The following is a 15,237-nucleotide window of genomic DNA, read 5'->3' on the forward strand; positions in this document are numbered from 1 at the left end:
CCCATCATGGGCGCCATCGGCTATGTGTGGCGCCTCTGGCCCGCCTCTCCATCCCGGATGCCCCCGATGTTCCCCAAGCCGCTGCCCGAGCTCGTCCCGAACACCTTCGAATATGAAGCCCTGCCGCTGGTGAAGCCGACGGGCTTCCGCGAATACGATGCGCGCTGGTTCTTCGGGCCGGAGCTCAACCTGATGGGCGTCCAGGCCGTCGGCATGGGGCTGGGCACGCTGATCAAGCGCCTGGGCGTGAAGCCGGAGATCGTCACCGGTCATGATTTCCGCAGCTATTCCTCATCGATCAAGATGGCGCTCGTCACCGGCCTGATGGCGGCGGGCTGCAAGGTCCATGATATCGGGCTCGCCATGTCGCCGATGGCCTATTTCGCCCAGTTCGCGCTCGATGTGCCTTGCGTCGCCATGGTCACCGCCTCGCATAACGACAATGGCTGGACCGGGGTGAAGATGGGCTGCGACCGCCCCGTCACCTTTGGTCCCGAGGAGATGGGTAGGCTCAAGGAGATCGTGCTCGCCGCCGATTTCGACTTGTCGGGCGGTGGCTCCTATCAGTTCGTATCGGATTTCCCGGCGCTCTACATCAAGGACCTGACGAGCCGCCCGAAGATCACGCGCAAGCTCAAGGTCATCGCTGCCTGCGGCAACGGCACGGCCGGCGCCTTCGCCCCGCAGATCCTGGAAGCGCTGGGCTGCGAGGTCGTGCCGATGGATGTCGAGCCCGACCATTCCTTCCCGCGCTACAACCCCAATCCCGAAGACATGAAGATGCTGCACGCCATGGCCGATGCCGTGAAGCAGCATGGCGCCGATGTTGCGCTTGGCTTCGACGGTGATGGCGATCGCTGCGGTGTCGTGGACAATCATGGCGAGGAGATCTTTGCCGACAAGATCGGCGTCATGCTGGCCCGCGATCTCGGTGCGCTCCATCCCGGCGCGCAGTTCGTCGTCGATGTGAAGTCGACCGGCCTGTTCAGCACGGATCCCGAATTGCAGCGGCTCGGCGTCAAGACCGATTATTGGAAGACCGGCCACTCCTACATCAAGCGGCGCGTGCGTGATCTGAACGCGTTGGCCGGCTTCGAGAAATCGGGCCATTTTTTCTTCAACGCGCCTGTCGGCCGCGGCTATGACGACGGCGTCGTCACCGCGATTGCCGTCATCGACATGCTCGACCGCAATCCGGGCAAGTCGATGTCGCAGCTCTATGCCGCCGTGCCCAAGACCTGGGGCACGCCGACCATGGCGGCCAAATGCGCCGACGAGATCAAGTATCAGGTCGGCGAGCGCGTCGTGAAGCGCATCGAGGCCCTGCAGGCGCAGGGCGCGTCCATCGCCGGCCAATCGATCCGCGACGTCATCACCGTGAACGGCGTCCGCGTCGTCAATACGGACGGCACCTGGGGGCTGGTCCGGGCCTCATCGAACAAGCCCGAACTCGTCGTCGTCTGCGAGAGTCCGGTCTCCGAGGCGCGCATGCGCGAGATGTTCGCCGCGATCGACGCTCTGCTGCGCGAGAACCCCGAGGTCGGCGCCTACAACCAGAGTATCTGACGGGCGAGGCAGACAAGCCGGGGGCAGTCTTCGCCGTCAGTTGTAGAGCGGGCACATGGCGACGCTGGCTCGCTCGACCTGCTCTATGTTGCCGGTGCCGCCGGTCTTGCCGACGCGCGGGCGCATATAGATCGAGGTGTTGCCGATCGTGATTGGTCCGGTCACGAGATAGCCGACCAGCGGTGTGAAGTCATAGCTCGCCGTCGCCATGATCAGCGAGGTGCTGGCGATCTTGAGATTGTCCGGCAGGGTGACCGTGTCTCCGCGTTTCGGCACGGTCGAGTTGCGCTGCGCGCTCCAGCAGACCTTGGCAATGCCGCCGCTGTCGATGACGACGCTGACGATCGCCATTTTCGGCGCCACGCTCGTGAACGGCGCCATGATCGTCTGCGCGGCATCGAAGATATTGCTCATTTCGGTGTCTGAGATCGACGTGCCCTGGGCGGTCAGGTCTGCCAGGGCGCGGTTCAAATCCGTGATCTTGCGGTCGATCATCACGCCCTGCGCGACCTCGACGATGCCGAAATAGACCGTCAGCATGACCGGGAGAACGAAGGCGAACTCGACCGCGGCGACGCCGCGGCGGTTGTGGGCGAAGCGCCGCGCCAGGCCGCGCAGGGCGGCCCGGTTGCGGCGAAAGGATAAGGTGCGCCACATGATCCGGCCTCAGCTCGAAGGAACAGCGAAAGGCTCGGCACGGAAGGTGGCGGAGGCCACGATCGCGCGCTTGCCCGCGCCGATATTGGCAAGGGCCGAACTCCATTGCGTGAAGATCAGGTTGTATTCGAGCACCGCCCGCACGACCACGATCTGCCCGGGCAGCGGCTGCGTGTAACCGTAACCGGTCGTGCTCAAGGCACCGCTGCTCACGGGGCTGCTGGCGGCCGTGCCCGTGTTCGCGCTGGCGAAGGAGGTGTAGCTGCGGACGTCGATGGTCACCTTGGTGCAATCGATCAGGACTGGCGCATTGGCGCAGATCGCATTCTTGAAGGCTGTCGCATTGGCGCTGGCAGTGCCCTTGTAGAGCGTCTGGGACTGGCCGGTGAGCAATGCGCGCGAGGCTTGGCCGACCCCCTCCTCGAGCGCCTGGCTGGTCCAGAACATCAGTGCGGTCTCGAAGATCGCCGCCAGCAGCATCAGGAAAGGCGTCGCAACCATGGCGAATTCGATGATCGTGGCGCCATCCTGCGAGCGCCTGAAGCGTTGCAGCAGGCGGTGGATCCCGCGCGGCCGGTGCTGAGGCTCGACCGGTGTTTCGATCGGATGACCCGTCATAGCGTCATGCGTCCAACTGGCGTGTCACGGGAAACCGCAGGGCAGGTGAAACCGAGGCACAATCTCGACTTGTCGTGCCGGCAACCGTCGGGACAAACCCGCCGATCTCGGCGAGCACAGTCTTAAGTCAAAAGAATTTCGGATCCGTTATGGCCGGACGCAGGCCCTTGCTGGCGGCGTTAGCCCGGCGTTCACCTTGATGGCTGTTCGCTATGTCGCCGGAGCAGGCGTGGATTGGTCCACAACTCCACGTCTAGTGGTTCGTGCCGACCGCCAGGTTGTTGCGTATGGTGGTTTGGCCGCCGACCTCACCGAAATATTTTTGCGCGTCGCCGAGCTGAACAGAGGGCTGGCATATCGGCGTGCAGGAATAGGATTCGCGTTCCAGGCCGCGTTGCACGGTCAGAATGGAATCGGAAGCCGCGCTCACGCGCACGAGGGATTCTGCCAGAAGCGCCCCGCCGGCGTCGAGGGCGATCAGGTTGGTGACGCCGAAGCTCTTGCCGGTGACGACCATCACGCCGTTCTTCTGCACCGAGACATCGGCGATGCCGGGATTGCCGACGATCACGGTCTGGGCTCTCTCCGGCAACCGGACTACCTTCGCGTGATCGACCAGGACGTTCACGGTTTCAGGCGCGGCGGCCTGCGGCGCGGCGTTTACCACTTCGGCCTGTGTGGCGAGCGCGATGAGCGCGGCCAGCGTCCGCGACAGGCGGGCCCGGCGACGCGGCGCTGACGGTTCGAGAGTGGACATGGCTGACGCCTCAAGGATTCCAACAGCGGGAGCAAAGCGCAAATTGATGAATCAATCCCTAATGGGGGTTCACCGAAGGCTTAGATCATTACTCGGAGCTGCTGCGATTGAGGGTTTTCCTCATGGAAATTCAGTCGATCTGGCGCGAGGTGATGCGATATGGGAGAAAGGGAGCCTGTTCGCGAATGCATGGGAGTGAAAATAAAATCGAATACTGAGATTGATTATAAATAAGCGCTAGATGATCTCATAAATTCAGCGTTAACCATCGAAATGATGTCTCCGAAAACGGGCGAATTCTTCTTTCGGCTTAACTGATCAGCAAGGGGCGCGGGGTAGTGTCCATGTGTCGCTGACCGAAGCCGCTCAGAGCAACGGCAGCAGTCAAACCGTGGTGCAAAAGGAGTTCCAACATGACCAATCTCTTCGCTCGCTTCGTCAAGGATGAGTCCGGCGCGACCGCCATCGAATACGGCCTGATCGCGGCTCTGGTTTCTGTCGCCGCCATCCTTGGCATGACCACCCTCGGCACCAAGCTGTCGTCGCAGTTCAATGCCATCGCCGGGCGCCTCAACGGCTGAGCAAACCAGCCAAAGGCGAAATCTCGCCTAAGGTTATCTCTAGTGCCCCGGCTTAGCCGGGGTACTATTATTTCAAGATATCGCGCTGTCGGTTAAGAGATCAGTGAAATTGTCTGGTTATACCGAGCAATGTTAGCTTTCGGGAGGCGTATATGATGTCGCTTTCGCTCATCACATTGCTCGTCATTTTCCCGGCTATCGTGGCTTATGCCGCGGTAAGCGATCTCTTGACGATGACGATTTCAAATCAACTTTGCTTGATTCTGCTCGCTGGTTTCGGACTTTGCGTCGTCCTGCTCGGTCTGAGCTGGAATCAGATCGGCTGGCATCTTGGGGCGGGCAGCCTTGTTCTCAGCATGTGCTTTGGCATGTTCGCCGCCGGCTGGATCGGTGGTGGTGATGCCAAGTTTGCGGCCGTCGTAGCACTCTGGTTCGGCTTCGATCAGTTGATGCCCTATCTGATGCTGGCGGGCATGGCGGGCGGCGTCCTGACACTCGGCATTCTCAGTCTCCGCTCCGGGCCGCTGCCGGCCATTGCGACTGGCTGGCCATGGATGCGCCGGCTCCATGCCGCCAATGAAGGCGTGCCCTACGGCATCGCACTTGCCTTCTCGGCGCTCTTCGTCCTCCCCGAGACCGATCTCTGGCGCGCTGCCATCGGTGTTTGAGCGGCGTTCGCACTGTCGTTCGGACGCCGTGTCCGGAAAAAAATACACGCTCGATTAACCATAAGTTGACGATTTTCACCGCACGATCCCTGCCGAAAGCCATCTCGGTTTGGCTGAGGGTCAGTCGCAATGAGTCCCGCCCGCATCATTATTCTCGTCGTGGCGCTGGTCGCCGGACTGGGCGCAGCCCTGCTCATGCAGCGCCCGGCGAATGTTCCTGCGCCGGTGGCTCAGATCCAGGCCGCGCCGACTGTACCGGTGCTCGTGGCAGCCGCTGATATCCCGATCGGCAATACGGTATCGGCCAATGACATGCGCTGGATCGACTGGCCGCAAGCGAGCGTGCCGGCTGGCGTGGTGCGCCAGGACGAGGCGCCGGAGGCCGAGAAGGAGCTGATCGGTCAGGTCGCTCGCTACGCAATACTCGGCGCGGAGCCGATCCGGCGCGAGAAGCTGATCAAGACCGACGGCACCGGCTTCCTCTCGGCGGTGCTCCCGGCCGGCAAGCGCGCCATCGCGATCAGTACGGATAGCCGCGGCGCCAATACAGCTGGCGGCTTCATCCTGCCCAACGACCATGTCGATGTCATCCGCACCTACCGGGAAGAGGGCACGGGCAGTCGCAGTGAGAATTATTCCAGCGAGACGATCCTGCGCAATGTCCGCGTCCTGGCGATCGGCCAGAATGTCCAGGAGCGCAATGGCGAAAAGGTTGTCATCGGCGAGACGGCGACGCTGGAAGTTGATCCAGGCCAGGTTGAAACCGTCGCTCAGGCTCAAAAGACCGGTTCACTCTCGCTCGCGCTACGCAGTTTGAAGGATGTCGGCGAGGCCGCGAGGCCTTCCGAGGACGGCGCCATGACCCTTGTGCGCTACGGCGTCACCTCCAGAGGCGTGAAACCATGACCGTCGAACGCATCTTCACCTCGGTGGCGCTCACCCTCCTCCTGGCAGGGCCGGCAGGCGCTCAGTCAACCGGCCCTGCGCCGGTCTTGAACATCGGGTCGAGTGACCACGCCATCGCGCGCAAGCTCGATCTGTCGATCGGGCGCTCTTTGGTCGTTGAACTGCCCCGCGATGCCAAGGAGGTCTTCGTCGCCAATCCGAAGGTCGCCAACGCCGTCGTGCGCTCGGCGCGCAAACTCTTCATCATCGGCATCGCCGACGGTTCGACCTCGATGTTCGTCATCGATGCCGAGGGCAAGCAGATCTCCGCCCTCGAGATCGAGGTCGGGCGCGACCTCAACGTGCTCCGCCAGACGCTGCGCAGCGCTCTTCCCAAGGCTCAGATCGATATCAAGCCCGCCGGCAATTCGATCCTGCTCGTCGGCAACGTCGCCAATGCCTCGGAGGCCACTCAAGCCGTCGATATCGCCACGGCTTTCGTTGGTCAGTCGAGTGGCCTCTTCTCCTCGTCCAAGGGCGCCGTCATCAACTCGCTGACGATCCGTGGCCGCGATCAGGTCATGGTCAAGGTCGTGGTCTCGGAAGTCTCACGCAAGGCGATCAAGCAGCTCGGCATCAACTCGACCGGCGAATGGAAGCTCGGCAATTTTTCGATCTCGCCGAGCCTCGACAATCCGCTGCCGCTCTCGCCGCAGTCGCTGTCAGCGACCGCAGTGACGGCCGGTATCGGCAATTCGACCAACTTCACCCTGCGCGCATTGGAGCGCGCCGGCCTCTCGCGGGTTCTGGCGGAGCCCACGGTGACTGCGATCTCCGGCGAGAGCGCCAAGTTCACGGCTGGCGGCGAGGTGCCGGTCCCGGGCGGCTACACCTGCGACAGCGGCAAATGTACGCTCAGCGTCACCTACAAGCCGATTGGTGTTGCGCTCAACTTCACGCCGATCGTGCTGTCCGACAATAAGATCAGCATGCGCATCGCGACCGAAGTCACTGAGCTCGACTTCGAGAACCAGCTCCGCTTCAGCGGCCCCAATTCGGAATCCGTCAACGCTCCCGCCTTCCGGGTCCGCAAATCGGATACGACGGTCGAGCTGCCATCGGGCGGCACCTTGGCGACGGCGGGCCTGATCCAGCGGGTCACGAAGCAGTCGATCAACGGTTTTCCCGGGCTGATGAACATTCCGATCATCGGCACCATGTTCCGCTCGCGTGACTACCAGCGCGAGGAAACCGAGCTGATGATCACGGCGACGCCCTATATCGCCAAGCCGATGGAGCCCAATCAGGTTCAGCGTCCCGATGACGGCTTCGTCGAGGCTCATGACGCGCAAGCGATCCTGCTGGGCCGCCTGAACAAGATCTACGGCACCAATAGCGGGCCATTGCCGCAAGCCTACAAGGGCCGCGTCGGCTTCATCGCCGACTGACGGCGTCGATCGCGCGAGAGGAATGACGGGACCATGATGGTTCGATCACAGCATATCAGGCTTCGCCAGTTGCGTGGGCTCGCTGCCGTCCTGGCGGCGGGTCTCGCGCTTGGCGCGTGCGCGAAGAACGCCGATGTCACGGGCTCACTTGCGCCGATCGACACGCGCGAGCGCCACCCGATCGTGCTGCGCGACGCACCGCGCTCGCTCGACGTTTTCGTGGGCCGGGCCGGTGGTGGGCTCGATGCCAGGCAGGCGGAGGATGTCGCCGACTTTGCTCGGGAGTATCGCCGCTCCGGGCACGGCGGGCTCGTTGCCGAGGTTCCCACGGGCATGCGTCGCGAGATGGCGGCGCATGACACGCTCAACGCCATCCGCGCGACCCTGGCTCGCGGTGGCGTCTCGGCTGCCGCACTCTCGGTCCGAACCTATTCGGTCAACGATCCCGGTCTCGCTTCGCCGATCCGCCTCACCTTCGCCTCTCTCCAGGCTGCCTTGCCGCATTCCTGCGGGCAATGGCCTGAGGATACGGGCCTGTCCAGCTTCAAGACGAGCGCATCGAACGCTCCTTACTGGAATTTGGGCTGCGCCACCCAGGCGACGTTTGCCGCGCAAGTCGCCGATCCGATCGATCTCGTCCGCGCCCGCAGCGAGGGCCGTCCCGACATCGCCAAGCGCATGGGCGCCATCACGAAGCTGCGTGAAGGCAAGGATCCCTCGACCGAGTACCGGCAGCAGACGCCGCAGATCAATACCACCGTCGGCGGAGGAACCTGATGGACAAGGATCAGGCCTTCGAGACGCAGGTCGAAGCCCCGAGCAACGAAATCATCATCGCCCCGCTTCCGCGCATCACCTTGCAGGCTTTCTGCGAGACGCCGGGTGTGGCTGCGACGATGCAGGCCGTCATCGCCGACCGGCGTATGGACAAGGCGCATGCGCGCATCCAGATGGGCGGTCCCGCGGCCGCTGTCGAGGCTTTCCGCGCGGCCCCGACCCCCAATGTCATCGTGGTCGAGACGGTGTCCGATCCCGCGACGCTCGTCCGCCATCTCGAGACATTGTCGGAAGCCTGCGACGCCGGCACCAAGGTCGTGGTCGTCGGGCATGTCAACGATGTCCAACTCTATCGCGACCTCATTCGTCGCGGCGTCAGCGAGTATCTGATCGCTCCGCTCGGCACGCTCGATATCCTGCGTACGCTGTCGGAGCTTTATGTCGCGCCCGGCGCCCGCAATCTCGGCCGCATCATTGCGGTGATGGGCGCCAAAGGTGGTGTCGGCGCCTCGACGGTGTCGCATAATGTCGCCTGGGCGATCGCCCGCAATCTCGACGCCTCGACCGTCATCGTCGATCTCGACATCGCCTTCGGCACGGCGGGCCTGGATTTCAACCAGGATCCGCCGCAGGGCGTGGCGGAGGCCGTCTTCGCGCCGGAACGTCTCGACGCCAATTTCCTCGACCGTCTGCTTTCGCGCTGTAGCGAGAACCTGGCCCTGCTCGCGGCGCCGGCCGTGCTGGATCGCACCTGCGATCTCTCCGAGGATGCGTTCGATCAGCTCTTCGATCTGCTGCGCGCCAGCGTGCCCTGCGTCGTCCTTGACGTTCCCCACGTCTGGAGCGCCTGGGTCAAGCGCGCCCTGATCAGTGCAGATGAGATCGTTATCGTGGCTGCGCCCGAACTCGCCTCGCTGCGCAATGCCAAGAACCTGATCGATTTGATGCGCGCCGGTCGCGCCAATGATTCCAGTGCAAGGCTGGTGCTGAACCAGGTCGGCCTGCCCAAGCGGCCCGAGATCGATGCGTCCGAATTCGCCAAGGCGCTCAATGTCGAGGTGCTGAGTTCGATTCCCTTCGACGCGCAGCTCTTCGGCACCGCCGCCAATAACGGCCAGATGATCGCCGAGGTCCAGGCCAACGGCAAGGTCAACGAAGCCTTCATCCAGATCGCCAGTGCGCTGACCGGGCGCGGCGAGGCCAAGCGCGGCAAGCGCGGCCTGTTCGAGCCGCTGGTCGCCAAGCTGACGCGCCGCAAGGCCTGACGATGATGTGCGTCGCGATCAGCGCCAGTATGGGCTGCTCGGTTGGGTGGGGTCTCGCCTTGCCCGCGAAAGAGGGTTGAGATGTTCGGAAAGCGATCAGCCGGCGCAAATCCGCCGCAGGCCTTGACCGTGAAGGCGGGCGCTTCCGCGCCGGGGCTTGCGCGCACGCTCGACCAGACCGCCGGACGTGATCCGCGGCGCAGCCCGCCGCCCCCGCCTGTGCCGGTCGAGACGCCGCGCTCCGACGAATATTATCAGATGAAGAGCATGATCTTCGGGGCGTTGATCGAAGCGATCGACCTCTCGCAGCTTGCCAAGCTCGATGGCGAATCGGCGCGGGAGGAAATCCGCGACATCATCAACGAGATCATCTCGCTGAAGAATGTGGTGCTCTCGATCGCCGAGCAGGAGGAACTGCTCGACGATATCTGCAATGACGTTCTCGGCTATGGCCCGCTCGAGCCCTTGCTGGCGCGCGACGACATCGCCGACATCATGGTCAATGGTGCGACGCGCACCTTCATCGAAGTCGCCGGCAAGATCACGCTGACCAACATCCGTTTCCGCGACAACGCGCAGCTGATGAACATCTGCCAGCGCATCGTCAGCCAGGTGGGCCGACGCGTCGATGAATCCTCGCCGATCTGCGACGCGCGCTTGGCCGACGGCTCGCGCGTCAACGTCATCGCGCCGCCCTTGGCGATCGACGGGCCGGCGCTCACGATCCGCAAGTTCAAGAAAGACAAGCTCACGCTCGACCAGCTCGTGCGGTTCGGCGCGATCTCGCCGCCGGGAGCCGAGATCCTGAAGATCATCGGCAAAGTCCGCTGCAACATCGTCATCTCGGGCGGCACCGGTTCGGGCAAGACGACGCTGCTCAACTGTCTGACCAATTACATCGATCTCGATGAGCGGGTGATCACCTGCGAGGACGCCGCCGAACTGCAACTGCAACAGCCCCATGTCGTGCGCCTCGAAACGCGCCCGCCCAATATCGAGGGCACCGGCGCCGTCACCATGCGCGATCTCGTCAAGAACTGCCTGCGCATGCGGCCCGAGCGGATCATCGTCGGCGAGGTGCGCGGACCCGAAGCTTTCGACCTGCTCCAGGCGATGAATACGGGCCATGACGGCTCGATGGGCACGCTGCACGCCAACACGCCGCGTGAATGCCTGAGCCGTATCGAATCGATGATCACCATGGGCGGCTTCAGCTTGCCGTCGAAGACGCTGCGCGAGATGATCTGCTCATCGGTTGACATCATCATTCAGGCCCAGCGCCTGCGCGACGGCTCGCGCCGGATCACCCACATCACCGAGGTGATGGGCATGGAAGGCGAGGTCATCATCACCCAGGATCTGATGACCTACGAGATTCTGGGTGAGGACGCGGCCGGCCGGCTCACCGGCCGCCATCGCGCCACCGGCATCGGCCGACCGCGTTTCTGGGAGCGGGCTCGATATTATGGCGAGGAGCAGCGCCTCGCGGCAGCGATTGACATGCTGGAAAGGCACAGCGAGGCCGATGCGGCCTGACAGCGCGATCTGAGCGGAGCAACACGCCATGGACAAGAGCGTCATCGCTGTCATCGTGCTTGCGACCCTCGCCGCGGGGGGCGTCGTCTATGCGCTGTTTTATCCGCTGCTCAGCGGGCAGGCCCGGGCGGACAAGCGCCGCAAGGAGTTCGCAAGCCCGGTCGCGGCGCGCGGTATCGACCGCGAGACGCAGATGCGGGCCAAGCGCGGCCAGGTGGCTCAAAGCCTCAAGGAGATCGAGAAGCGCGAGAGCTCACGCAACAAGCTCTCCCTCGAAACGCGCCTGCAGCAAGGTGGGCTGAACTGGACACGCAAGAAATACTACATCGTCAGCGCGGTCATGGCCGTGGTGACCGCGCTGGCCTTGCTGCTGGCGAGCGGGAAGCCGCTCTTTGCCGTCGTCGGCCTGTTCGTGGGTGGGTTCGGTCTGCCCGCCTGGTACATCAAGCGCTGCAAGACGAAGCGGCTGAAGAAGTTCGGGACTGAATTCCCCAATGCGCTCGATGTCATCGTCCGCGGCATCAAGGCCGGGCTGCCTCTGAACGATTGTCTGCGGATCATCGCGCAAGAAGCTGCCGAGCCTGTCGCGGGCGAGTTCAGGCAGATCATCGAGAGCCAGGCGCTCGGCCTGCCGCTGACGGAAGCCATCTCGAAGCTCTATGATCGTATGCCTTGCGCTGAAACGAACTTCTTCGGCATCGTGCTGGCGATTCAGCAGAAGACCGGCGGCAACCTCGCCGAGACACTCGGAAACCTCTCGCGCGTCATCCGTGAACGTCGCAAGATGCGCGACAAGATCCAAGCCGTCTCGATGGAGGCCAAGGCCTCGGCCGGCATCATCGGCTCGTTGCCGCCCGTCGTCGCGATCCTGGTCTACGTGACCAGCCCACGCTACATCGAACTGCTCTGGCTCACACAGACCGGCAAGGTCGCAATGGTCGCTGGCTGCGTCTGGATGCTGATCGGCTGTCTGGTGATGCGCAAGATGATCAACTTCAACATTTGAGGCGGCGCGGATGATTGCTCTCATCGCAGACAAGCTCGCCGACGGACAATTTCTGTTGTCCATGCTCGTCGCAGTCGCTGCCGCCGCGACGGTGTTGACGCTGGCGATCCCGCTGACAGAAGGCAACAGCCTGCAAAAGCGCATGAAGGGCGTCGCCAGCGAACGCGAGAAGATCCGCGCTCGCGAACGCGACAGGCTCAACCGGCAGAAGGACAAGGTCACGCTCCGCCAGGAGCCGAAACAGTATATGCGCCGGGTCGTCGACCAATTTAAGCTCGGCGATTGGTTGGGCACAGAGACGGCGAAGCTGCAGCTCCAGATGGCCGGCTATCGCGGCCCCCAGGCTGAAATCGGCTTCCTGTTCTTTCGCCTGGTGGCGCCGATCGGGCTCTTCCTGTTCGCCTTGTTCTACGTCTTCGTCCTGGGCGATTTCGACCAGCCCTTCATGGTCAAGGTCGGAATTGCGATCGCTGGCGCCTATCTCGGCATCAAGGCACCGGAAATCTTCCTGTCCAACCAGATCGGCAAGCGCCAGGCTTCCATGAGGATCGCTTTTCCCGATGCTCTCGACCTGCTGTTGATCTGTGTCGAGTCCGGCATGTCGATGGAGCACGCCTGTCGCAAGGTCGCCAGCGAGATCGGCGCGCAGTCTGTACCGCTCGCTGAAGAGTTCGCGCTGTGCACGGCCGAGCTGGCCTATCTGGCGGAGCGGCGGCAGGCCTATGAGAATCTGGCCCAACGCACCGGGCTTGAAAGCGTCAAATCGGTCTCAACCGCTCTGATCCAGGCCGAGCGCTACGGCACGCCGCTTGGAACGGCTCTGCGCACGCTTTCCCAAGAGAGTCGTGACCAGCGCATGATGGCGGCGGAGAAGAAGGCGGCTTCGCTGCCGCCCAAATTGACCGTGCCGATGATCCTGTTCTTCCTGCCCGTGCTGTTCGTCGTCATCATGACCCCGGCAATGATCCAGGTCTTCAAAATGCAGTGAGAGAGCCTTCGGCGCGAGCCGAAGGCCTTACGAACGCGACCGGAAGCATGATTGCTCCAGCCTAGGTCGTATTTCCCGGAGCTCGGCAATCAGACCTTGGGCGCTTCGCCCATCGGTGCTTCCGGCTTGCGGGCGGTTGTCTTGCCCTTGCTGCCGCCGGCCCTCAGAACGTCCCAGCTATTCGTCTGACTGACGCTGCGCTTGAGATAAGCGATCGTGGCCGCGGCTTCCGTGGGGCTCTGGTCCTGCCGGGCCAGCGTCTCGGCTTCGCCGAAGCGGCCCTGCAGGCCGAGCACGAGGACGAGGTTTTGCCGCACGCGCGCATCGCTGCGATTGGAGGTGGCCGCCTCGCGCAAGACCCGTTCGGCTTCGGGCAAATGCTTCGAGAGCGCCAAGGAGAGGCCGAGATTGGACATCACGGTCGGTTCGCCTGGCGCGAGCTTGAGCGCCGCCTGGTAAAGTTGCTGCGCGCGTTCGGGCTCGCCGAGCTGGTCAGCGACCGTGCCCTGCGCCGAGAGAATGCGCCAATCCGGCCGTTCCGGCGAATGCGCGCGGGAGAGCACTTCGTCGGCCTCTTTCAACCGGCCATTATCGGCGAGAGAACGGCCATAGGCCCCCAGCATTTCGAGATCATTGGTATGGGTCAGGACCGCGCTCTGCAGCACGGCCAGCGCCTGGGCATTCTGGTCGAGCGCACGCAAGGCACGGGCATAGTAGAAGGCGGCGTCGCGCTCCTTGGGGTTGGCGTCGTAGCGCTTGCCCCAACGCTGGCTCTCCGCCTGCCAATCGGCCGGGCTGCGCGGCTGGGTGTCGCTGCGGCCGATCGAGCCTGTGATATCGCCCAGGCCACCGCGGCTTTGGCAGCCGGCCGCGGCAAGTGCGGCGAGGCAGACGGCAGCCAGAAGGCTGGTGCGGACAAGCCTGCGAGAGGCCAGCAGGGGCGCTGGAAAGCTGGCGGACATGGCGGGATCGCCTCGCAACAATGGAAAATCTGGTCCCGCCGGTGATAAAGCGTTAACCCTAATGCATTCTTAACCACAGCCTCGCGACCGGTTCCCGAGCTCGCTTCCGATCAGGTGTCCATCTCCGTGCACAGCCTTCTCGTTTCCGCCTCGCCTTCGGCCATTCCGGTTCATGTTGTCTCGAAAGCAGGGTTGCCCATGCTGCTCGAAGCCTTGGCGCCGGAAAGCCGGCGCTTTGCGCAGGCTCAGGGCTTCGCCGCCCGGCCGGGCCAGCATCTTGCCGTACCGGATGCTTCGGGAGCGGTTGCGGCTGTCCTGCTCGGCGTCGAGCCGCCCGAGTCGCGTCGCCGCGATCCTTTCGCGCCCGGCCGGCTCGCGGCGATCTTGCCAGCGGGCGACTATGTGCTGTCGGGCGAGATCGGCGATGCCGGCTTGGCTGTGTTGGCTTGGCTGCTGCAGGGATACCGCTTCGACCGCTACCGCAATCCCGCTTCCGCCACGGCCCGTCTCGTTCTGCCCGACGGAGTCGATGGCGAGGAGCTGAGCGTCGTGGCGACGTCCGCCATGCTCGCGCGGGATCTCGTCAATACGCCGGCCAATGACATGGGCCCTGCCGAGATCGAGGCGGCGATTCGCGCGCTCGGCGAGGAATGCGGCGCCACGGTCACCAGCATCATCGGCGACGATCTGCTGGCCAGGAATTTCCCGATGATCCATGCGGTCGGCCGCGCTTCGGCGCGTGCGCCGCGTCTGGTCGATCTGGTCTGGGGCGATCCCAGCCATCCCAAGGTCACGCTTGTGGGCAAGGGTGTCGCCTTCGACACTGGCGGCCTCGATCTCAAGCCGTCGGCGGGCATGCTGCTGATGAAGAAGGATATGGGCGGGGCTGCCGCGGCGATTGCTGCTGCGCGCATGATCATGCTGGCGAAGCTTCCGGTTCGCCTGCGCCTGCTCGTGCCGGCGGTCGAGAATGCCGTCTCAGGCTCAGCCTTCCGGCCGGGCGACGTGCTGCAAAGCCGCAAGGGCATCACGGTCGAGATCGGCAACACCGACGCGGAAGGTCGGCTCATCCTGGCCGATGCGCTGGCGCTCGCAGACGAGGAGGCGCCGGAGCTGCTGGTCGACTACGCCACGCTGACGGGCGCGGCCCGCGTCGCGCTCGGGCCGGAATTGCCGCCCTTCTATACGCATGACGAGGGGTTGGCCGCCGAGATCGCCCGCCTCGGCAATGCGGTGAATGATCCGGTCTGGCGGCTGCCGCTCTGGCCGCCCTATGACGGGTTGCTCGATTCCAAGATCGCCGACGTCAATCATGTCTCGGGTGGCAGCTTCGCCGGCTCGGTCACGGCGGCCCTGTTCTTGAACCGCTTCGTCGAGAAGAGTGCGTCCTACGCCCATTTCGACATCTATGGCTGGACGCCCTCGGCCAAGCCCGGTCGACCGGAGGGGGGCGAGTGCCAGGCCGCCCGCCTGACCTATGCGCTGCTGAAGCAGCTTCACCCTGTCGGTTAAGCCATTTGCGT

General features: G+C 63.8%; 15 protein-coding genes. 11 read left to right on the forward strand and 4 right to left on the reverse strand.

From position 1 onward, the window contains the following. Nucleotides 1–66 precede the first annotated feature (66 nt). Complete coding sequence (locus BMZ97_RS19280; protein ID WP_092173376.1) at nucleotides 67–1,566, forward strand: phosphomannomutase/phosphoglucomutase; 1,500 nt, start codon at nucleotides 67–69, stop codon at nucleotides 1,564–1,566. Between the two features lie 36 nt (nucleotides 1,567–1,602). Here BMZ97_RS19280 and BMZ97_RS19285 read toward each other — a convergent pair whose 3' ends face one another. The 3 genes from BMZ97_RS19285 to BMZ97_RS19295 all read right to left on the reverse strand — a co-directional run bounded on the left by BMZ97_RS19285 (nucleotide 1,603) and on the right by BMZ97_RS19295 (nucleotide 3,598). After that, entirely contained in the window at nucleotides 1,603–2,223 is a 621-nt protein-coding gene (locus tag BMZ97_RS19285; protein ID WP_092173173.1) for a TadE/TadG family type IV pilus assembly protein, read from the reverse strand. Nucleotides 2,224–2,232: 9 nt separating this feature from the next. Continuing rightward, nucleotides 2,233–2,841 carry a TadE/TadG family type IV pilus assembly protein gene (locus BMZ97_RS19290; RefSeq protein ID WP_092173176.1) on the reverse strand — a complete coding sequence of 203 codons (609 nt, stop codon included), beginning with the start codon at nucleotides 2,839–2,841 and terminating at the stop codon, nucleotides 2,233–2,235. A gap of 253 nt (nucleotides 2,842–3,094) precedes the next feature. Continuing rightward, nucleotides 3,095–3,598: a pilus assembly protein N-terminal domain-containing protein gene (locus tag BMZ97_RS19295; RefSeq protein ID WP_092173180.1), complete on the reverse strand. Its 504-nt coding sequence runs from the start codon at nucleotides 3,596–3,598 to the stop codon at nucleotides 3,095–3,097. A gap of 413 nt (nucleotides 3,599–4,011) precedes the next feature. On the opposite strand from BMZ97_RS19295, the gene BMZ97_RS19300 reads away from it, so the two are divergent. From BMZ97_RS19300 to BMZ97_RS19340, 9 genes are all read left to right on the forward strand, one after another. Then, complete coding sequence (locus tag BMZ97_RS19300) at nucleotides 4,012–4,179, forward strand: Flp family type IVb pilin (RefSeq protein ID WP_092173183.1); 168 nt, start codon at nucleotides 4,012–4,014, stop codon at nucleotides 4,177–4,179. A gap of 155 nt (nucleotides 4,180–4,334) precedes the next feature. After that, a complete protein-coding gene (locus BMZ97_RS19305; protein ID WP_092173379.1) occupies nucleotides 4,335–4,847 on the forward strand; it encodes an A24 family peptidase in 513 nt (170 codons plus the stop codon). A gap of 129 nt (nucleotides 4,848–4,976) precedes the next feature. Next, entirely contained in the window at nucleotides 4,977–5,753 is a 777-nt protein-coding gene (cpaB, locus tag BMZ97_RS19310) for a Flp pilus assembly protein CpaB (protein WP_092173186.1), read from the forward strand. Further along, on the forward strand, nucleotides 5,750–7,180 hold the full coding sequence (locus BMZ97_RS19315; protein WP_092173189.1) for a type II and III secretion system protein family protein: 1,431 nt from the start codon (nucleotides 5,750–5,752) through the stop codon (nucleotides 7,178–7,180). Before cpaB ends, BMZ97_RS19315 begins: the two co-directional genes overlap by 4 nt. 33 nt (nucleotides 7,181–7,213) lie before the next feature. Next, nucleotides 7,214–7,957 carry a CpaD family pilus assembly protein gene (locus BMZ97_RS19320; RefSeq protein WP_092173192.1) on the forward strand — a complete coding sequence of 248 codons (744 nt, stop codon included), beginning with the start codon at nucleotides 7,214–7,216 and terminating at the stop codon, nucleotides 7,955–7,957. Beyond that, nucleotides 7,957–9,222 (forward strand): CpaE/TadZ family protein, encoded by a 1,266-nt coding sequence (locus BMZ97_RS19325; protein ID WP_092173195.1) that lies wholly within the window; start codon nucleotides 7,957–7,959, stop codon nucleotides 9,220–9,222. The genes BMZ97_RS19320 and BMZ97_RS19325 overlap by 1 nt, the downstream gene beginning before the upstream one ends. An 81-nt stretch (nucleotides 9,223–9,303) precedes the next feature. After that, the gene (locus BMZ97_RS19330) at nucleotides 9,304–10,758 is read left to right on the forward strand and encodes a CpaF family protein (protein WP_092173198.1); all 1,455 of its coding nucleotides are present in this window, start codon (nucleotides 9,304–9,306) and stop codon (nucleotides 10,756–10,758) included. A 28-nt stretch (nucleotides 10,759–10,786) separates the two neighbouring features. Continuing rightward, on the forward strand, nucleotides 10,787–11,764 hold the full coding sequence (locus BMZ97_RS19335; RefSeq protein ID WP_092173201.1) for a type II secretion system F family protein: 978 nt from the start codon (nucleotides 10,787–10,789) through the stop codon (nucleotides 11,762–11,764). Nucleotides 11,765–11,774: 10 nt separating this feature from the next. Then, on the forward strand, nucleotides 11,775–12,752 hold the full coding sequence (locus tag BMZ97_RS19340; RefSeq protein ID WP_092173206.1) for a type II secretion system F family protein: 978 nt from the start codon (nucleotides 11,775–11,777) through the stop codon (nucleotides 12,750–12,752). An 89-nt stretch (nucleotides 12,753–12,841) separates the two neighbouring features. Here the strand turns inward: BMZ97_RS19340 and BMZ97_RS19345 are convergent, their stop codons facing one another. Next, on the reverse strand, nucleotides 12,842–13,714 hold the full coding sequence (locus BMZ97_RS19345) for a tetratricopeptide repeat protein (RefSeq protein WP_092173209.1): 873 nt from the start codon (nucleotides 13,712–13,714) through the stop codon (nucleotides 12,842–12,844). Nucleotides 13,715–13,840: 126 nt separating this feature from the next. Between BMZ97_RS19345 and BMZ97_RS19350 the strand changes: the two genes are divergently transcribed. Continuing rightward, nucleotides 13,841–15,226 carry a leucyl aminopeptidase family protein gene (locus tag BMZ97_RS19350; protein WP_348272115.1) on the forward strand — a complete coding sequence of 462 codons (1,386 nt, stop codon included), beginning with the start codon at nucleotides 13,841–13,843 and terminating at the stop codon, nucleotides 15,224–15,226. Nucleotides 15,227–15,237: the final 11 nt, after the last annotated feature.

Source organism: Allobosea sp. OK403, from assembly GCF_900113835.1.
GTDB lineage: Bacteria > Pseudomonadota > Alphaproteobacteria > Rhizobiales > Beijerinckiaceae > Allobosea.